The organism is Albimonas sp. (assembly GCF_055129145.1).
On the sequence record NZ_JBSRTQ010000009.1, the window covers coordinates 17469 to 34997 of the forward strand.

The 17529-nt window shown below is 70.0% G+C and carries 15 protein-coding genes and 1 pseudogene; 1 reads left to right on the forward strand and 15 read right to left on the reverse strand.

The window, feature by feature from the left end:
* Positions 1–7: 7 nt before the first annotated feature.
* Positions 8–1441: an FAD-linked oxidase C-terminal domain-containing protein gene (locus tag ACTB72_RS02815; protein WP_463035464.1), complete on the reverse strand. Its 1434-nt coding sequence runs from the start codon at positions 1439–1441 to the stop codon at positions 8–10.
* A 207-nt stretch (positions 1442–1648) separates the two neighbouring features.
* Between ACTB72_RS02815 and ACTB72_RS02820 the strand changes: the two genes are divergently transcribed.
* Positions 1649–2413, forward strand: coding sequence for a DUF599 domain-containing protein (locus ACTB72_RS02820; RefSeq protein WP_463035465.1), 765 nt, complete (start codon positions 1649–1651; stop codon positions 2411–2413).
* 18 nt (positions 2414–2431) lie between these two features.
* Here ACTB72_RS02820 and ACTB72_RS02825 read toward each other — a convergent pair whose 3' ends face one another.
* From ACTB72_RS02825 to ACTB72_RS02890, 14 genes and pseudogenes are all read right to left on the reverse strand, one after another.
* Entirely contained in the window at positions 2432–3055 is a 624-nt protein-coding gene (locus ACTB72_RS02825; RefSeq protein WP_463035466.1) for a trimeric intracellular cation channel family protein, read from the reverse strand.
* A gap of 31 nt (positions 3056–3086) precedes the next feature.
* The gene (gene ptsP, locus ACTB72_RS02830; protein ID WP_463035538.1) at positions 3087–5288 is read right to left on the reverse strand and encodes a phosphoenolpyruvate--protein phosphotransferase; all 2202 of its coding nucleotides are present in this window, start codon (positions 5286–5288) and stop codon (positions 3087–3089) included.
* Positions 5289–5424: 136 nt separating this feature from the next.
* Positions 5425–6672, reverse strand: coding sequence for an aspartate kinase (locus ACTB72_RS02835; protein WP_463035467.1), 1248 nt, complete (start codon positions 6670–6672; stop codon positions 5425–5427).
* 423 nt (positions 6673–7095) lie between these two features.
* Entirely contained in the window at positions 7096–7899 is an 804-nt protein-coding gene (locus tag ACTB72_RS02840) for an amino acid ABC transporter ATP-binding protein (RefSeq protein ID WP_463035468.1), read from the reverse strand.
* A gap of 21 nt (positions 7900–7920) precedes the next feature.
* A complete protein-coding gene (locus ACTB72_RS02845; RefSeq protein WP_463035469.1) occupies positions 7921–9060 on the reverse strand; it encodes an amino acid ABC transporter permease in 1140 nt (379 codons plus the stop codon).
* Positions 9061–9569: 509 nt separating this feature from the next.
* Positions 9570–10790 (reverse strand): annotated as a pseudogene (locus ACTB72_RS02850) (amino acid ABC transporter permease); the annotation flags it as partial.
* Between the two features lie 131 nt (positions 10791–10921).
* Entirely contained in the window at positions 10922–11941 is a 1020-nt protein-coding gene (locus ACTB72_RS02855) for an amino acid ABC transporter substrate-binding protein (RefSeq protein ID WP_463035470.1), read from the reverse strand.
* A gap of 408 nt (positions 11942–12349) precedes the next feature.
* The gene (locus tag ACTB72_RS02860) at positions 12350–12646 is read right to left on the reverse strand and encodes an acylphosphatase (protein ID WP_463035471.1); all 297 of its coding nucleotides are present in this window, start codon (positions 12644–12646) and stop codon (positions 12350–12352) included.
* Between the two features lie 120 nt (positions 12647–12766).
* Positions 12767–13471 (reverse strand): DUF1045 domain-containing protein, encoded by a 705-nt coding sequence (locus tag ACTB72_RS02865; protein WP_463035472.1) that lies wholly within the window; start codon positions 13469–13471, stop codon positions 12767–12769.
* A gap of 22 nt (positions 13472–13493) precedes the next feature.
* Positions 13494–14339 carry a fumarylacetoacetate hydrolase family protein gene (locus tag ACTB72_RS02870; RefSeq protein WP_463035473.1) on the reverse strand — a complete coding sequence of 282 codons (846 nt, stop codon included), beginning with the start codon at positions 14337–14339 and terminating at the stop codon, positions 13494–13496.
* A gap of 45 nt (positions 14340–14384) precedes the next feature.
* Positions 14385–14885, reverse strand: a complete 501-nt coding sequence (locus ACTB72_RS02875; protein WP_463035474.1) for a PaaI family thioesterase — start codon at positions 14883–14885, stop codon at positions 14385–14387.
* Between the two features lie 36 nt (positions 14886–14921).
* A complete protein-coding gene (locus ACTB72_RS02880) occupies positions 14922–15641 on the reverse strand; it encodes an ATP12 family chaperone protein (protein WP_463035475.1) in 720 nt (239 codons plus the stop codon).
* A 2-nt stretch (positions 15642–15643) separates the two neighbouring features.
* Positions 15644–16336 (reverse strand): HAD-IA family hydrolase, encoded by a 693-nt coding sequence (locus ACTB72_RS02885; protein WP_463035476.1) that lies wholly within the window; start codon positions 16334–16336, stop codon positions 15644–15646.
* Between the two features lie 120 nt (positions 16337–16456).
* Complete coding sequence (locus tag ACTB72_RS02890) at positions 16457–17527, reverse strand: RluA family pseudouridine synthase (protein WP_463035477.1); 1071 nt, start codon at positions 17525–17527, stop codon at positions 16457–16459.
* Positions 17528–17529 lie beyond the last annotated feature (2 nt).

The window sequence follows — 17529 nt, forward strand, 5'->3', positions numbered from 1 at the left end:
TTCCGGTTCAGACCGCGCGCCCGTTCCGCATGTCGAGCGGGAACACCTTGGCCGGGTTCAGCAGCCAGGCCGGGTCGAACACGTCCTTCATCGCCATCTGCGCCTCGAGATCGGCCTGCCCGTACTGCTTGCCCATCAGGTCGCGCTTCTCCACCCCCACCCCATGCTCGCCGGTCAGGCAGCCGCCCTGCTCGACGCACAGGATCAGGATCTCCGCGCCCAGCGCCTCGGCCTTGCGCAGCTCCTCGGGGTTGTTCGCATCGAACATGATCAGCGGGTGCAGGTTGCCGTCGCCCGCGTGGAACACGTTGGCCACCTTCAGCCCGTAATCCGCCGCCAGCTCCTCCATCCGCTTCAGGGTCTGCGGCAGGGCCGAGGTCGGGATGGTCCCGTCCATGCAGAGATAATCCGCCACCTGCCCCGTGGCGCCGAAGGCCGCCTTGCGCCCGGCCCAGATCGCCTTCGACTGCGCCTCCGACGCGCTTTCGCGCAGGGTGGTCGGGTTGTGGCGCTCCGCGATCGCCTTGATCCGCGAGAGCTGGTCGTCGATCTCGGTCTTCGAGCCCTCGACCTCCACGATCAGAAGGGCCTCGGCATCCATAGGGTAGCCGGCGCCGCAGAACGCCTCGGTCAGGTGGATGATCGGCTTGTCCATGAACTCGATCGCCACCGGCAGCACGCCGGCGCGGATGATGTCGGACACGCACCGGCCCGCGGTCACCGCCGAGTCGAAGGCGATCAGGATCGGCCGCGCGCCCTCGGGTTTCGGCAGGATGCGGAGCGTCGCCTCCGTCACCACGCCGAGCTGCCCTTCGGACCCGCAGATCAGGCCGAGCAGATCGTAGCCGGCGGCGTCCATCGCCGGGCCGCCGATCTCGATCACCTCGCCGGCCATGGTCACCATGGTCACGCCCAGCAGGTTGTTCGTCGTCACCCCGTATTTCAGGCAATGCGCTCCGCCGGAATTCATCGCGATGTTGCCCGCGATGGCGCAGGCGAGCTGGCTGGACGGGTCGGGCGCGTAGAACCAACCGTCCGCCTCCACCGCGCCCGTCACCGACAGGTTGGTTCGCCCGGTCTGCACCCGGATCAGGCGGTTGGCGTAATCCGTCTCCAGCACCGCGTTCATGCGGGCGACGCCCAGCACCACCGCGTCGGCGGTCGGCAGCGCCCCGCCGGTCAGCCCGGTGCCCGAGCCCCGGGGGATCACGGGGACTCCCTCGGCCGAGCAGATGCGCAGGATCGCGGCGACCTCCTCGGTGGTCCGCGGCAGGGTCACCGCCAGCGGCGGACAGGAATAGATCGAGAGCGCGTCGCAGTCGTAGGCCCGCGTCTGGCGCGGGTCGGAGATCAGGCCGTCCTCGGGCAGCGCCTCGGCCAGCCGGGCGACGATGGCGTCGCGGCGGGCGAGGATGTCGGGGTTGGCTGCGGGCATGTCCATATGGGTCGCCTCCCGTGGCGGATCCGGAGGAGGGCGAGCATGCGTCCGCTTCCCCGCTTTGCCAACCCGCGCCCTGCGCGGGGCGGAGCGGTATTCCGCAGGATGGCGCCCGCCCATCGCCACGACTGGGCAGAGGCGGCCTTCCGGGCTAGCATCGCTCCGCCCCCCGACCGTGGCGGCGCGCCCTGCGACAAGGAAGACGCCCGCATGGAAAACACGGCCGAGCTCCTGCCCCGTTTCTTCTCCTGGGCCGACATCGCGGCGCTGGCGATGTTCCTGCTGACCTGGAACGGCATGACCTGGCTGATCGAGCGCGACGGCGGCGCGCCCTCCGTCCAGCGGATCATGGCCGCGCATCGCACCCGCTGGATGCTGGTGATGCTGGAGCGGGAGACGCGGATCATGGACGCGGCCCTGCTCACCGCGCTGCGCGCCGGCGCCTCGTTCTTCGCCTCGGGCGCGATGATCGCCATCGGCGGCGTGGTGGCGATGATGGGTCAGTCCGAGCGCCTGCTCTCCGTCGCCCATGACCTGCGCCTCGACATGGCGATGACCCAGGCGGGGTGGGAGGCGAAGCTCCTGGTGCTGGCGCTGGTGCTGTCCTCCGCCTTCGCCAAGTTCGTCTGGGCGCATCGGCTCTTCGGCTATTGCGCGGTGCTGATGGGGGCGGTGGGGCCCGGCGGCTCGGGCGAGGCGCAGAACCGGATGCTGGCGCGCAAGGCCGCGGCGATCAACATCACCGCGGCGAAGAACTTCAACCGCGGCATCCGCACCGTCTATTTCGCCATCGCCATGCTGACCTGGCTGCTGGGGGCGGCGCCCTTCGCGCTGGCGACGCTGGCGACGCTCGCCACGCTCTACCGACGCGAATTCCGCTCCGCCTCGCGCGATGCGCTGCTGGCGGAGGGGGAGGCGCATCCCGCCCTGCCGCCCCTGCCCGACCCCGATCACCCCGAGCGCGTCGGCCGCTGATCCGCCCCGAGCGCTCGCCTAGTTGCGCGGCGGGCGGCTGCGATAGGTGGGCAGGCGCCAGCCGAACAGCAGGCTCCCCGCCCTCAGCGCCAGCGTGACCACGCCGCAGATCGCCAGCGCCTCGACCATCGCCGCGCCGAGCCCCAGCGCCGCCACCCCGGCCGCCGCGCCGACCAGGGCCGCGGTGACGTAGAGCTCGCCCTGCCGCAGCACCAGCGGCACCTCGTTGCAGACCACGTCGCGCATCAGCCCGCCGAAGCAGCCGGTCATCACCCCCATCACCACCGTCGCCGTCGGCCCCGCGCCCGAGGCCGTGGCCGCCGACACGCCCGCCGTCACCGCGACGGGAAGCGCCGCCGCGTCGAGCCAGTCGAGCGCCCGCCGGCGCGACGCGATCCATGGGGCCCATAGGAACATGATGGTCCCGCCGGCGGCGGCGACCGCGAGGTTCGCAGGATCGGCCACCCAGAACACCGGGCTGCGATCCAGGATCACGTCGCGCAAGGTGCCGCCGCCGACCGCGGTCAGCGTGGCGATGAAAAGAAACCCCACGGGATCGAGCTGCGCCCGGCTCGCCGCCAGCCCGCCCGACAGCGCGAACACGAAGACCGACGCGAAATCCAGCGCCTCGCCCGGGGTCACGCGGCCGCCTCCGGCCCCGCCCCCGCCCGGCTCACAGCAGGTCGCCGACGCCCGCGTCGCGCGCCCAGCCGGCGAGCGAGCCGCGCAGATTGACGTCGCCGCGCTTGATGCCGGCCTCGATCACGCCGCGCGCCTCGCGCAGGTCGACCGAGCGCAGCAGCCGCTTGACGGGGCCGATGGAGGCCGGGCGCATCGACAGCGTGCGCAGCCCCACGGCCGACAGCGCCAGCGCCTCCAGCGGACGGCCCGCATCCTCCCCGCAATAGCTGAGCGCGGTGCCATGCTCGTCGCAGCGGTCCACGATCATGCGGATGAAGCTGAGATAGGAGGCGTTGAAGGCGTCGTAGCGCCGCCGCACCCGCTCGTTCTCCCGGTCCGCGGCGAAGAAGAACTGCTTGAGGTCGTTGCCGCCGATCGAGATGAAATCGGCTTCGCGGAAGAAGTGGTCCGGCGCGAAGGCGAGGCTGGGCGTCTCCAGCATCGCCCCGATTTCCAGCCGCTGCGGCGCGGGGCGGCCGTTGCGGATATGCCGCTCCAGCTGCTCCAGCGTCATGGCGCGGGCCTGGGAGAATTCGGAGGCCTGGGCGACCATCGGGAACATGATGGCGAAGGACCGCCCCGCCGCCCCGCGCAGCAGGGACTGCAGCTGCATCTTCAGTATGTTGGGCCGGTCGAGGGAGATCCGGATCGCCCGCCAGCCCAGCGCCGGGTTCGGCTCCTCCAGCCGCTTCATGTAGGGCAGGACCTTGTCCGACCCGATGTCGAGCGTGCGGAACACCACGCGCTTGCCCTGCGCATTGGACAGCACCCGGTCGTAAAGCGCCGCCTGCTCGCCGCGCATCGGCACGCGGGAGCGGATCAGGAACTGAAGCTCGGTCCGGTAGAGCCCCACGCCCTCCGCCCCCGACCCCGCCAGCGAGGGCAGGTCGGTCAGAAGCCCGGCGTTCATGTGCAGCGCCACCCGGACCCCGTCGAGCGTCAGGGCGGGTTCGTCGCGCAGCGCCTGCCAGGCCTCCATCGCCTGGGCGCGCATGTCGAGCTTTTCGCGAAAGGCGCCCAGCACGGTCTCGTCGGGGCGCAGATGCACCGCGCCGACATCGCCGTCGACCAGAATGCGGTCGCCGTTGCGCGCCTCGAGCGTGATCCGCTCGGACTGGATCACCAGCGGAATCGCCAGCGCCCGGGCGACGATGGCGGCATGGGAGCCGATGGCTCCTTCCTCCAGCACCACGCCGGCGAGGCTGTTGCCGTAGTCCAGCAGCTCGCCGGGTCCGATGTTGCGCGCGACCAGCACCGCGCCCGGCGGCACGTCGCGCTGGCCGCGCTCGCCGGCCAGATGACGCATCAGCTTGTTGGCGAGGTCGTCGAGATCGTGCGCCCGTTCGCGCAGATAGGGATCGGCGATCCGCGACAGGCGGGCGCGCACCGCGGTCTGCTCGCGTTCCACCGCGACCTCCGCCGCGAGCCCCGAATCGACGGAAGCCAGCATCCGCCGGAGCCACCCCTTGTCATGGGCGAACATCCGGTAGGCTTCGAGCACGTCGCGATGTTCGCCGGCCGCCCCCAGCAGGTCGCCGGCCAGCAGGTCGTCGACCTCCCCGCGCAGCGCCTCCACCGCTTCGGTCAGGCGGCGGCGCTCCTCCTCCACGTCCTCGGCCACGGGGTTCGCCAGCATCACCCGGGGCTCGTGCAGATGCACCACGCCCTCGCAGGCGCCTTCCTGGGCGGAGACGCCGCGGGTGTAGAACGGCCGCACATGGGAGCCCGCGAGCTCCGCGTCGCCCTCGCCCAGGAAGGCGCCGAGCTCGGTCATCTCGGCCAGCAGCATCGCAACCACTTCGAGCCCGTGCACGTCGTCCTCGGTGTAATGGCGCGCTTCGCGGTTCTGCACCACGAGCACGCCCATCACTTCGCCCAGGCGCTGGATCGGCACGCCGAGGAAGGAGAGATAGACCTCCTCCCCCGTGCCCGGAATATACTGGAAGCCACGGGTGTTCTGGGCGTCGGCGGTCTTGATCGGCTCGGACCGGCTGGCGATCTGGCCGACGAGGCCCTGGCCGACCAGCAGGAAGGCCCGGTGCACCGAGTCGCGGTTGAGCCCCTCGGTCGCGCAGAGTTCCAGCTTGCGGTCGCCGCGGCGCAGGTAGATCGAGCACACCTCGGTCGACATCGACGACGCGATCAGCGTCACGATGGAGTCGAGCCGCTGCTGGCCGTCGCCGGCCTCGGCCATGACGCCGGACAGGCGCTTGAGCAGCAGGCGCGAGCCGCCGCCCGCGCCGCCGCCGGGCGCGTCCTGCGCCCGGGAGGCCGGAGCGCCGGCGCCTTCCGGCGCGGTCATGAGGTGGGCTCCGTCATCACGACGCCGGTCAGGCCGCGTGGAGTTCGAAGGCCGCGTGCAGGGCCTGCACCGCAAGCTCCATGTACTTGCGGTCGACCAGCACCGAGACCTTGATCTCGGACGTGGTGATCACCTTGATGTTCACCCCCTCGGAGGCCAGCGCCCGGAACATCCGCTGGGCGACGCCGGCATGGGACCGCATGCCGATGCCCACCACCGAGATCTTGGCGACCGCGTCGTCCACCACCATCTCTCGCCAGGCCACGTCGCCGGCGGCCGCGGCCCCTTCCAGCGCCTTGCGGGCCTTGGCCACGTCGTCGACGGGCAGCGAGAAGGTCATGTCGGTGCGCCCGTCGGCGGAGATGTTCTGCACGATCATGTCGACGATCACGCCGGCATCGGCCAGCGGGCCGAAGATGGCGGCGGCGACGCCGGGCCGGTCCTCGACCCCCAGCACGGTGATCTTGGCTTCGTCGCGCGAGAAGGCGACGCCCGAGACGATCCTCGATTCCATGATTTCATCCTCGTCGCAGACCAGCGTGCCCTCGTCGTCGGAGAAGGACGACCGCACCATGAGCCTTGTCTTGTAGCGCAAAGCGAGCTCGACCGAACGGGTCATCAGCACTTTCGCGCCCTGCGAGGCCAATTCCAGCATCTCCTCATAGGCGATGCGGTCGAGCTTGCGGGCGCGTTTCTCGATGCGGGGGTCGGTGGTGTAGACCCCGTCGACGTCGGTGTAGATGTCGCAACGCTCCGCCCCCAGCGCGGCGGCGAGCGCCACGGCGGTGGTGTCGGACCCGCCGCGGCCCAGCGTGGCGATGCGCCCGTCGGGGCCGATGCCCTGGAAACCGGCGATGACCGCATGCAGGCCTTCGGAGAATTTCTGCATCAGCGCTTCGGTGCCGATGGATTCGATGCGCGCGGCGCCATGGGCGTCGTTGGTGCGCAGCGGGATCTGCCAGCCCTGCCAGGACCGGGCGGGCACGCCCATCTCCTGCAGCGCAAGGGCCATGAGGCCGGAGGTCACCTGCTCGCCCGACGCCACCACCGCGTCGTATTCGCGGGCGTCGTAGAAACCGGTCGCGGCGCCGCCGGGGGGTGTGGACGCCTCGCGCACCCAGCCGACCAGTTCGTTGGTCTTGCCGGACATGGCGGAGACGACGACGGCCACGTCATAGCCGGCGTCGACCTCGCGCTTGACCTTGCGGGCGGCGTTGCGGATGCGGTCCAGGTCGGCGACGGACGTGCCGCCGAATTTCATCACGAGTATGGGCATGGCGACCGCCTTCCGAGACGCTCCGGTCTTGCGAATGTCGGGCGCGTCTTACGGGTTAGCCGCGGCGCGCGCAAGGCGCGCCGCGGGGGGCCGACCCGGGCGGACCCGGGGCGGGGTCGGGGCGACGGTCACGGCGTCGCCGGCCATGTCCGCCGAACCTCGCATCCCGAAGCCCGGTCGGCCTGGCGCTTCGGCCCCGACATCGCGGGCGGCGCGATCGCCCCGTCGACAGCGGCCGGCTGGGCGCGATGCCGCCCGGCGTCCGCGCCATGGCGGTCGACCCGAGGGCGCGATCCGCATGGTCCGCCTCGCGCCGGCCGCGGAGGGGGCGCCGGAGCGTCGTGCCGCCCTGCCCGCGCCCTGAACGGAAAAGGGGCCCCGGCCTGGTCGCCGGAGCCCCCTCGCGGTCGCGTCGCCCCGGCCTCAGTGGCCGAGGATCTGGCTCAGGAACAGGCGGGTGCGGTCGGAGCGGGGGTTGAGGAAGAATTCCTCCGGCTCGTTCTGCTCCACGATCTGACCCTGATCCATGAAGATCACCCGGTTGGCCACCTGCCGCGCGAAGCCCATCTCATGGGTCACGCAGAGCATGGTCATCCCCTCCTCCGCGAGGCTGATCATGGTGTCGAGCACCTCCTTGATCATCTCGGGGTCAAGCGCCGAGGTCGGCTCGTCGAAGAGCATGATCCTGGGCTTCATGCAGAGCGACCGCGCGATCGCCACGCGCTGCTGCTGACCGCCCGAGAGCTGGCCCGGATATTTGTGGGCCTGGTCGGGGATCTTCACCTTCTCGAGGAAATGCATCGCCGTCTCCTCCGCCTCGCGGCGGGGAGTCTTGCGCACCCAGATCGGGGCCAGCGTGCAGTTCTCGAGGATGGTCAGGTGCGGGAAGAGATTGAAGTGCTGGAAGCACATCCCGACTTCCTTGCGGATCGTGTCGATGTTCTTGAGATCCGAGGTCAGCTCGGTCCCGTCCACCACAATGCGGCCCTGCTGATGCTCCTCCAGCCGGTTGATGCAGCGGATCAGGGTCGACTTGCCGGACCCCGAAGGCCCGCAGATCACGATGCGCTCGCCGCGGTTGACGGTGAGGTTGATGTCGCGAAGCACGTGGAACTCGCCGTACCACTTGTTCATCTTGCTGATCTGGATCGCGACTTCGTCGCTGACATTCATCGCAAGGCGGGCGGATTCGGCGGACTCGGGGGCCGCGACGGATGCGTCGGTCATGATGTCTCTCCTGGTCCCGGCTCAGTGATGGTCGGTCTTCAGCTTCTTCTCCAGGTACATCGAGTACCGGGACATTCCGAAGCAGAACACGAAGAAGAAAAGGGCGACGAAGACGTAGAACTCCCAGACCAGACCGTTCCAGTTCGAGTCGGCCCGGATCGGGGTGATCATGCCCACGGGGTCCAGAAGCCCGATCACCGACACCAGCGTCGTGTCCTTGAACAGGCCGATGAAGGTGTTGACGATGCCCGGGATCGAGATCTTCAGCGCCTGCGGCAGGATGATCAGGCGCATCGACTTCCAGTAGTCGAGCCCGAGGCTGTCGGCCGCCTCGTACTGGCCCGACGGCAGGGCGGCGAGGCCGCCGCGGATCACCTCGGCCATGTAGGCCGACGAGAACAGCGTGGCCATGATGACGACGCGCAGGATCAGATCGAGCGCGGTGCCCGGCGGGAAGAAGTAGTTCAGCAGCGACGAGGCCACGAACAGCAGGGTGATCAGCGGCACCCCCCGGATGAACTCGATGAACACCACGCAGACGGTCTTGATGAAGAACAGGTCCGACTTGCGCCCCAGCGCCAGCAGGATCCCGAACGGCAGCGAGGCGACGATGCCGGTGACCCCGATGACCAGCGCCAGCAGGAAGCCGCCGATCTTGGAGCTTTCGACCGATTCCAGCCCCAGCCCGCCCCAGATCAGGAAATAGGCGACGAAGGGATAGGCGAGCGAGAACCACAGCATCTTGCGGGGCAGCTGCTTGAACAGCACCGGCGCGATGGCGACGAACATCAGCAGGAAGGCCAGCGTCGGGCGCCAGATCAGCTCGTCGGGGTAGAAGCCGAACAGGAACTGGTTGAAGCGCTCGTTGATCACCGCCCAGCAGGCGAAAGCCCCCTCAACGCCGCGGGCGGCGGCGATCTCGCGGCACTCGGTCCGCGAGCCGGCGGACCAGACCGCATCGATGAAGGCCCATTGCAGCACGGCGGGGACCGTCATGATGATGATGATGGCCGCCACCAGGGTCAGGAACCCGTTGAACAGGGACGAGAACATGTTCGCCCGTATCCATTTCACCGCCCCCCGCTCCCGCGCGGGGGGCGGGCTCGCGGGGATCTGGCTGCGCGCGACGAAGGCGACGGTGTTGGCGTGGGTGTCCGACATCACATGTCCCTCTTGACGCGGGTCAGGTAGGTGACGTTCGGCCGATCGCCGAGCACCAGATAGCCGATGGCGGCGAGCTGCAACGCCAGCCCGCCGACGACCACGACCACATGCGGCAGCATCGGCAGCAGGCCGCCGATATCCGCGCCGCTCAGCGCCGCGACCACCCAAAGCACCGCGGTCAGCGCCGCGAAGTCCGCCACCCGGAAATGCTTGAACAGCCCGGTCAGCAGCGTCGCCATGCAGGATGCGGTCAGGGCGAGGTAGCTGATCTGCTCGATCATCGACCAGTCCACATAGGTCTCGCGCACCTCCGGCACATGGGCGAGGAACAGCCAGTCGAGCAGACCCACCAGAATCGCCGCGTAGAGCAGCACCACCAGGTTGAGGAACCCCGCCACCCCGTAGTTAGTCTTGTGCGCGGCGTCGCCCTTCTTGAGGTTGTCCCAGGGGCCGGTCATCTTGTCGAACAGCTTGGTCAGGGTGAAGGTGGTGCCCGCGGCGGACGTCCGCTCCACCAGCTTCACCTGCTCGTTGTAGAGGTTCATCACCATCGAGATGGTGAGCGAGATGCACAGGTAGAACGCCATCAGCAGCAGCAGCGTCTCGAACTCGCGCCCGGTCTGGTTGAGCGTGATGCCCCCCAGCGTGCCGGTGGCGTCCATGTAGCCGACCGCGATGGCCAGCGACGAGTTCTTGGTGAGGTTCAGATACTGCGAGATCAGCGGCGGAATGATCACCCGCAGCGCCTGCGGCAGGATCACCAGCCGCATGGTGCGGTTGGCGCGCAGGCCGAGCGCGAAGGCGGCCTCGGACTGCCCCCCGCTGACCGACTGGATGCCGGCGCGGACGTTCTCGGCGATGAAGGCGCCGGTGTAGATCGACAGCGCCAGCCACAACGCGACCAGGCTGTTGCGCATGTAGATGCCGCCCTGGAAGTTGAAGCCCTGCAGCGTCGGCTCCTCCACCACCATCGGCGCGCCGGAGAACAGCGAGATCAGCAGGAACGCCGCCAGCGGCGGCAGGACCCACAGGGCGAGCCGCACGCGGCCGACCGGCAGGATGCGCCCGGTGTCCTGCTGGATCGCCTTGGCGCGGCGGCCGTACCAGATCGAGCCGACGATGCCGGCGACCAGCGCCAGGATCACCAGGGACGAGCCCGTGCCGAAGATCAGGCCGGGGACGTAGAAGCCGCGATTGGTCGCGACCACGCCGCTGTCCATCAGGCCGAAGAAGTCGAAGGGCTGCGCCTGGCGGGGCGAGGGCAGGTATTCGTCGAACACCGCCGACAGCAGCAGGATCTGGATCAGCACCGGGACGTTGCGCACGCCCTCGATGTAGACCGTCATCACCTTGGAGATCAGCCAGTTGTTCGACAGGCGCAGCACGCCCGCGACCACGCCGAGGATGGTGGCGGTGATGCAGCCCAGCACGGCGATCAGCAGCGTGTTCAGGATGCCCACCACCGCCGCGGTGGCGTGCGACGACCTCGACGTGTAGTCGATCAGCCGCTGATTGATGTCATAGGACGCCGGCTCCGACAGGAACCCGAAATCGAAGGTCTTGCCCAGCGCCGCGAGGTTCGCGATCACGTTGGACACGAGGTAGCTCACCCCGAGGATCACCAGCACCAGCGCGATGATCTGAATGGTCACCGACCGGTACCGCGTATCCGTCCAGAGCATCCCCAGCCGGAAATCCACGCGGGGCGCGTCCGTCATGGCCGCCATGGCCAGCTCCTTCACCTGTTGCGCGCCCGACCTCCCCAGGCCGCCGGTTGATCCGGTCGTGCCGCGGCGGGCGTCCGATTAAGCGAGAGGGGCGCGCCGTTTCCGGCGCGCCCCGTTTTCTCAGCCGGCGTTCAACGGAACGGCGGGGAGTACTGCAGACCGCCCTGGGTCCAGAGCGCGTTCAGGCCGCGCTCGAGCCCCACCTCGGTGTCGGCGCCGAGATACTTGGCGAAGATCTCGCCGTAGTTGCCCTCGGCCTTGATCACGTGGACGGCGAAGTCCTTGGGCAGGCCCAGCATCGCGCCGTACTCGCCCTCGGTGCCGAGCATCCGGTTGATCTCGGGGTTCTCGGTGCCCTTGGCCATCTCTTCGACGTTGTCCTTGGTCACGCCCAGTTCTTCGGCGATCAGCAGGACGTTGTAGGACCAGCGCACCACGTCGCCCCACTCATTGTCGCCATGGCGCACGACCGGGCCGAGCGGCTCCTTGGAGATGATCTCGGGCAGGATGATGTGGTCCTTCGGCGCTTCGAAGGTCGAACGCGAGGCGGCGAGCGCCGAGCTGTCGGTGGTGTACACGTCGCAGGCGCCGGCGAGATACTTCTGCTGGGCCTCGGCGTTGGTCTCGATCGGCACCGGCTCGTAGCTCATGCCGTTCACGCGGAAGTAGTCCGCCAGATTGAGCTCGGTGGTGGTGCCGGTCTGGATGCAGACCGTGGCGCCGTCGAGCTCCTTGGCGGAGGTCACGCCGAGCGCCTTGGGCACGAGAAAGCCCTGGCCGTCGTAGTAGTTCACGCCGGCGAAATCGAACTTCAGGTCGACGTCGCGGGAGAAGGTCCAGGTGGTGACGCGCGACAGCATGTCGATCTCGCCGGAGGCGAGCGCGGTGAAGCGGGTCTTGGCGGTGGTGGGCGTGAACTTCACCGCCTTCGGATCGCCGAAGACGGCGGCGGCGACGGCGCGGCAGACGGCGACGTCGAAGCCGGCCCATTCGCCGTTCGCATCGGTGAACTCGAAGCCGGCGACGCCGGTGGCGACGCCGCAGGTGAGGAAGCCCTTGGCCTTCACGTCGTCAAGCGTCGCGGCCGACGAGGCGCCCGCAGACAGCGCCACGGCGGCGGCGGCGGCGCCGATCAGGTGGTTGAGTTTCATAGGTGAATATACCTCTTCCTGTGGGGATCCGGAACCTGGCGTCCCGTTTGTTTCTCGTCCGTCGGCCCAAGCCCCGGACGTATGCGCGTGTTCCGCCTGAGCGGCAGCGGTCTCTCCGCCCATCACGAACAATGAACGCTGCCTTCACAGAAGGTCAAGCCCTGCCCACGCCTCCGTCACGCCTCAAAGCGGCGAGATGATGAAAGCCTGTTGTCGAGGCGCCTTACGCGCTCGGCGCCTTGGAAAACGGCGCAGGGCGAGTCCGGAATCGCGCCGCGCGGCGTATTGATTCCGTTCGCTGATTCGGCGAATATATTGACGCAGCGTCGCGATAAGTTGCGAAAACTTTACCGTTTGGGCACCTGGACAGATGCGGTTCCGCCGCCAGGGGCTCTCCCCTGGGGCGAGTCAGGCGACGCGCAGAAAGCCGGAGAGCGGCGCCCCATCCGGCATCCGCGCCTCGATCAGCCATGGCTCTCGCAGCATCTCGGACACTTCGGCGAGCGGGGGGCCTTCGCGGCAGGCGTCCAGCATCTCGAACACCGCGGTTTCGGGGCCGACCGCCATCAGTTCCACCGACCCGTCGGAGAGATTGCGCACATAGCCCCAGAGACCGAGCGACCACGCCGTCGAGCAGGCCCAGTCCCGATATCCCACGCGCTGGACCTTGCCACGGATGATGGCCCGCACGGCGATGTGGTTCATGGCGCAGTCCCCGGAATAGGCGTCGCGGCGTTTGCGAAATGGTAGCGCAGGCGCGCGCCGCGATACAGTCCCGAGCGCGCGCGACGCATGTCGCCTTGGTTCATGGCCCGGGGAGGGCGATCAGGCGCCGAAGGGAAGGCGGCGCAGCAGCCGGAACGGCGCGCCGTCGCCGGGGTCGCCGAAAAGCGCGACCTCGCGCACCGGCAGGGGGGCCGCGCAGAACGGCGCCACATGGGGGGCGAGCGCCGCGGCGGTGGCGGCGAGGTCCTCGGGCGCCAGCGCCGAAGACAGCGTCAGGTGAAAGCGGAACCCCTCGCCCACATAGGGATAGCCCCAGCGGGCCAGCATCGCCTCATGCTCCGGCGACAGCGGGTTCAGTCGGCGCCGCGCCAGCTCCGCCTCCGACGGCGGCGCGCGGAAGGCGTCCAGCGCCTCGACGCAGGTCATCGCCAGCGCCGCCATGTCGGGGGAGGGCGCGGAGAGGCGCAACGACGCGAACCGGCCCGAGGCATGCAGGCCCAGCGGCGGCGCTTCGAACGGCGCGATCCTCGCCGCCATGTCCTGCGCCGCCGCAAGCAGGCCGGCGGCGTCCGTGCCGTCCGCCAGCGCGAAAGGCGGCTTCAGGGTGCCGTGAAAACCGTAGCGGCGGGGCGAGGTGGTGAGGTCGAGCGCGTCCCCCGGCAGGCCCGCGACATCGGGGCGGGGCGGGATCTCTCCCGTCTCCGCGTCCCAGCCGAGCCAGGCCGAGCCGAAGCGCCAGAGGGGGGAGCCCGCCTCCGGCGCGTAGTAGATCGCGTAGCGCGCGAAACCCTCGATGCCGGTCATGGCTCCCCCCTCCGCTCGGGCCTCAGCCCGGATAGGCCACGGCTTCCTGCCGCTGCTGTCCCAGCCCTTCGACCCCCAGCTCCAGCACGTCGCCGGGGCGCAGGAAGCGCTGCGGCTTCATCCCCATGCCGACGCCGGACGGGGTGCCGGTGCAGATCAGGTCGCCCGGCATCAGCCGCATGAAGCGGCTCATGTAGGAGACGATCTCGGCCACCGAGAAGATCATGTCGGCGGTGTTGGAATCCTGGGCGGGCGCGCCGTTGAGCGTCAGCCACAGGCGCAGCGCCTGCGGGTCGGGGACCTCGTCCGCGGTCACCATCCACGGGCCGGTCGGGCCGAAGCCGGGGGCGGACTTGCCCTTGACCCACTGGCCGCCGCGCTCCTGCTGCCACTCGCGCTCCGACACGTCGTTGACCACGCAATAGCCGGCGACGCGGGAGAGCGCATCGGCCTCCGATACATGCTCGGTCTCCTGACCGATCACCACGCCGAGCTCGCATTCCCAGTCGGTCTTCACGCTGTCCTTGGGGATCACCAGCACGTCGTTCGGCCCGGCGAGGCAGGACGCGGCCTTGGTGAAGACGATCGGCTCCTTGGGATGAGGCATCCCGCTTTCGTCGGCGTGCAGGCCGTAATTCAGCCCGATGGCGTGGAAGGTCGGGACCCGGCCGAGGCAGGCGCCGATCCGGTCCGGGGCGACCGCGGGCAGGCTCTCGGGGTCGAGCGCGCGCAGCGTGTCGAGCGCGCCGGGGGTCAGCGCCTCTCCCGACAGGTCGGCGAGCCTGGCGCTCAGGTCCCTGACCCCGCCCTCGGCGTCGAGCATCCCCGGCTTCTCATGGCCCTTCGGGCCCCAGCGCAGCAGCTTCATCGCGATCTCCCTCTTGTCGCTCCCCGACGCCTTCCCGGCCCCGGATCAGCCGATATCGAACACCAGACAGGTGGTGGTGGCTGAGGCGTAGACCTTGCCCGCCGCGTCGACCAGCGTGCCGTCCGCGGTCGCGGTCTGGCGTCCCACATGACGGGCGACGCCCAGCGCGCGCAAGGTTCCGCTGTCCTCCCGCGCGCCGCGCAGGATGTTCACCTTGTATTCGAGCGTCAGGTAGCCCTTGCCCCTGGGCAGCCGCGTATGAATCGCGCAGCCCATGGCGCTGTCGAGCAGCACGCCATACCAGCCGCCATGCACCGAGCCGATGGGATTGTAGAGGTCGAAGGAGGTGTCGCCCTCGAAGGTCACCTCGCCCTCGCCCACCTCGGTCAGCCGGAAGTTCAGCAGGCGGGCGATGGGGGCGGCGGGGAACAGGCCGTCGCGGACCTTTTCAAGCATTTCACGCCCGGTCAGCGCCGCCATCTGGGCGGGCGTGGGCATGTCCGCGATGCTTCGGGGCCAGAACGGGGCGGGGCGGGGGTCGGTCATCTCGGGTCCTCGCGGCTGGACGGGTCGGGGTCCGGGTCAGGACAGCAGGTCGAGCAGCCGTCGGGCCTGCAGGAAATCGGCGCGTTTCAGCGCGGCCACTTCCGCGGCCTCCTCATCCTCGCCCCAATGCTCGGCCTGGAAGTCCTCGTCGAGCCGCGACAGCCGCCAGCCCGTCTCCGCGTCCAGCGCATCGTCCGAGACCGCGAGCCCCAGCACCAGCGAGCCCGAGAGCGTCACCAGGTCATGCAGGGCCGCCAGCCGGTAGGCGTCATGCGCCTCCACCGCCGCGGTCAGCGCGGCGAGCGCTTCGGGAGGTTGCGCCACATGCATCACGCCTTCGGCGCGGGTCAGGCGGGCGCCGTGGCGGGTCTCGGCCCAGTCGAGCCACGGATCCCATTGCGCCGCCTGCCGCTCGGCCAGCGGGCGGGGATGCGGGGCGCGGTAGCACAGAAGGTCGGAGCCGCCGTATTCCGCGATCATCGCCACCACCTCGGCCTTGTAGACGCCGAGCCGGTCGATGACGGTGTTGAGCGTGCGGGTCAGCGGCAGGGTCGCGGGATCAAGCCGGTCGCCTTGCGCGTTCCACTCCGCCGCCGTCGCCTCGCCCAGCGCGCGGGTGGGGGCGAGCAGCGGCGCGCCCCCCGGCGTGCGCAGGGGTTTCGAATCGAGCCGGATGGCGTAGCCGGCGCCGTCCGCGGCGGGCTCGGCGACGGCTTGGGTCCAGAAGCGCTTGGGCGCGGGTCCGCTGGCGGCCATGGTCAGCCCCTTCCTTCCAGCGCGGTCAGCGCCGCGTCGAGATCCTCGAAGCCATGGATCACCGCATGGGCCCCGGCGGCGCGCAGCCGCGCCTCGTCATGATAGCCCCAGGCGACGGCCAGCGCCGCGAAACCGGCGTTGCGTGCCATTTCCATGTCGTATTCGGTGTCGCCGATCATCACCGCATGCGCCGCCTCCGCCCCGGTCTCGTCCAGCGCGCGCAGCAGCATCGACGGATGGGGCTTGGAGGGGTGGTCGTCCGCGGTCTGCAGGGTCTGGAAGAACCCGCCCAGATCATGGGCGGCGAGCGCATGGTTCAGCCCGCGCCGCGCCTTGCCGGTGGCGACCCCCAGCAGCGTATCCGCCCGCGCGCCGAGCCGGGTCACCGCGTCGCGCGCGCCGGGATACAGGGGCGAGGCCGCCTCCCCCCCCGTCTCCGCCCGCATCGCCATGAACGCCCCGCGATAGGCGTCGCAGAGCCGGTCGATCGTCGCGGCGTCCTCGGACGGCGCGAGCCGGCGGAACGCCTCGGGCAGCGACAGTCCGATGATCGCGAGCGTGTCGGAGGGGGGAGGCGGCGCGCGATGCTCGGCCGCGAAAGCGCGGTCCATCGCGGCGAGGATCTGCGCCTGGCTGTCGATCAGGGTGCCGTCCATGTCGAAGACGACCAGTCGAAGAGGGCTTGCGGCGGTCACTGGCTCGGGCTCCGGCGGCGTCGGCGCGGCCCCGGCGGAGGGGGCGAGCCGGGGGTTTCGGGTAGCGCCCGGGGGCCGGGCTGTCCAGATGCGCAAGGGCGCGGGGGCGCCCCGGCCTTGCTACCGGTCCGGGTCGAACGGGTCCGCGGGGGCGTTGGCCACTTTCCAGCCGAAGGTGTCCCAGGTCCGGGCCATATGCTCGGGCAGCGGGGCGGCCACGGTGAGCATGCGCTTGGTATGCGGATGCTCGATGGTCAGGGACCGCGCGTGCAGGTGCAGCTTGCGGCTGATGATGCCGCCCAGCTGCGCGCCCCAGCCGTCGCCGTCATTGGTCAGGCCGGAGCCGCCGTATTTGCCGTCGCCGACCACCGGCGTGCCGAGCGCCCACATATGGGCGCGCAGCTGGTGGGTGCGCCCGGTGATCGGCGACAGCGCCACCCAGGCCGCGCGGGTGCCGACGGCTTCGAACACCTGGTATTCGGTCAGCGCGCGCTTTGCGCCCTCGGTCTTGGCCACTTCGTCGGGATGGACCAGGCGCATCTTCTCGCCCTCCCCGCCCGCGCCGCGGCCCGGGGCCTTCACCAGCCCCCAGCGGATCGCGCCCTGCTCGGGGTCGGGCACGCCCGAGGTCACCGCCCAGTAGATCTTGCGCGTGTTGCGGTGGCGGAAGCCCGCGGTCAGCGCCCGGGCCGCCGCCGGTGTGCGCGCCAGAACCAGCACGCCCGAGGTGTCGCGGTCGAGCCGGTGCACCAGCTTCGGCGCCTCGTCGAACCCGAATTTCAGCGCCTCCGACAGCCCGTCCACATGCCGCTCGGTCTGGCCCGAGCCGCCCTGGACGGCGAGGCCGGCGGGCTTGTTGAGCACGATCAGATGGTCGTCGCGATAGATCACCGCGTCGCGGATCATCGCGGCGTCGCCGGGCGCGATGCGGGCGCGGGCCTCGGCCCGCTCGGCCTCGCGCCGCGCCAGATATTCCGGGGTCTCGTCGGGCATCGGCGGCACGCGCACCACCTGCCCGACCGCAAGCCGGTCGGCGGCCTTGGCGCGCGCGCCGTCGATGCGCAGCTCGCCCTTGCGCAGCATCTTCTCGATGCGTCCCTGGGACAGCTGCGGGAACCGCTTGCGCACCCAACGGTCAAGCCGCTGGTCGGCGTCGTCGATCTGAATTTCGATGGTCTGCACGCCGGGCATGG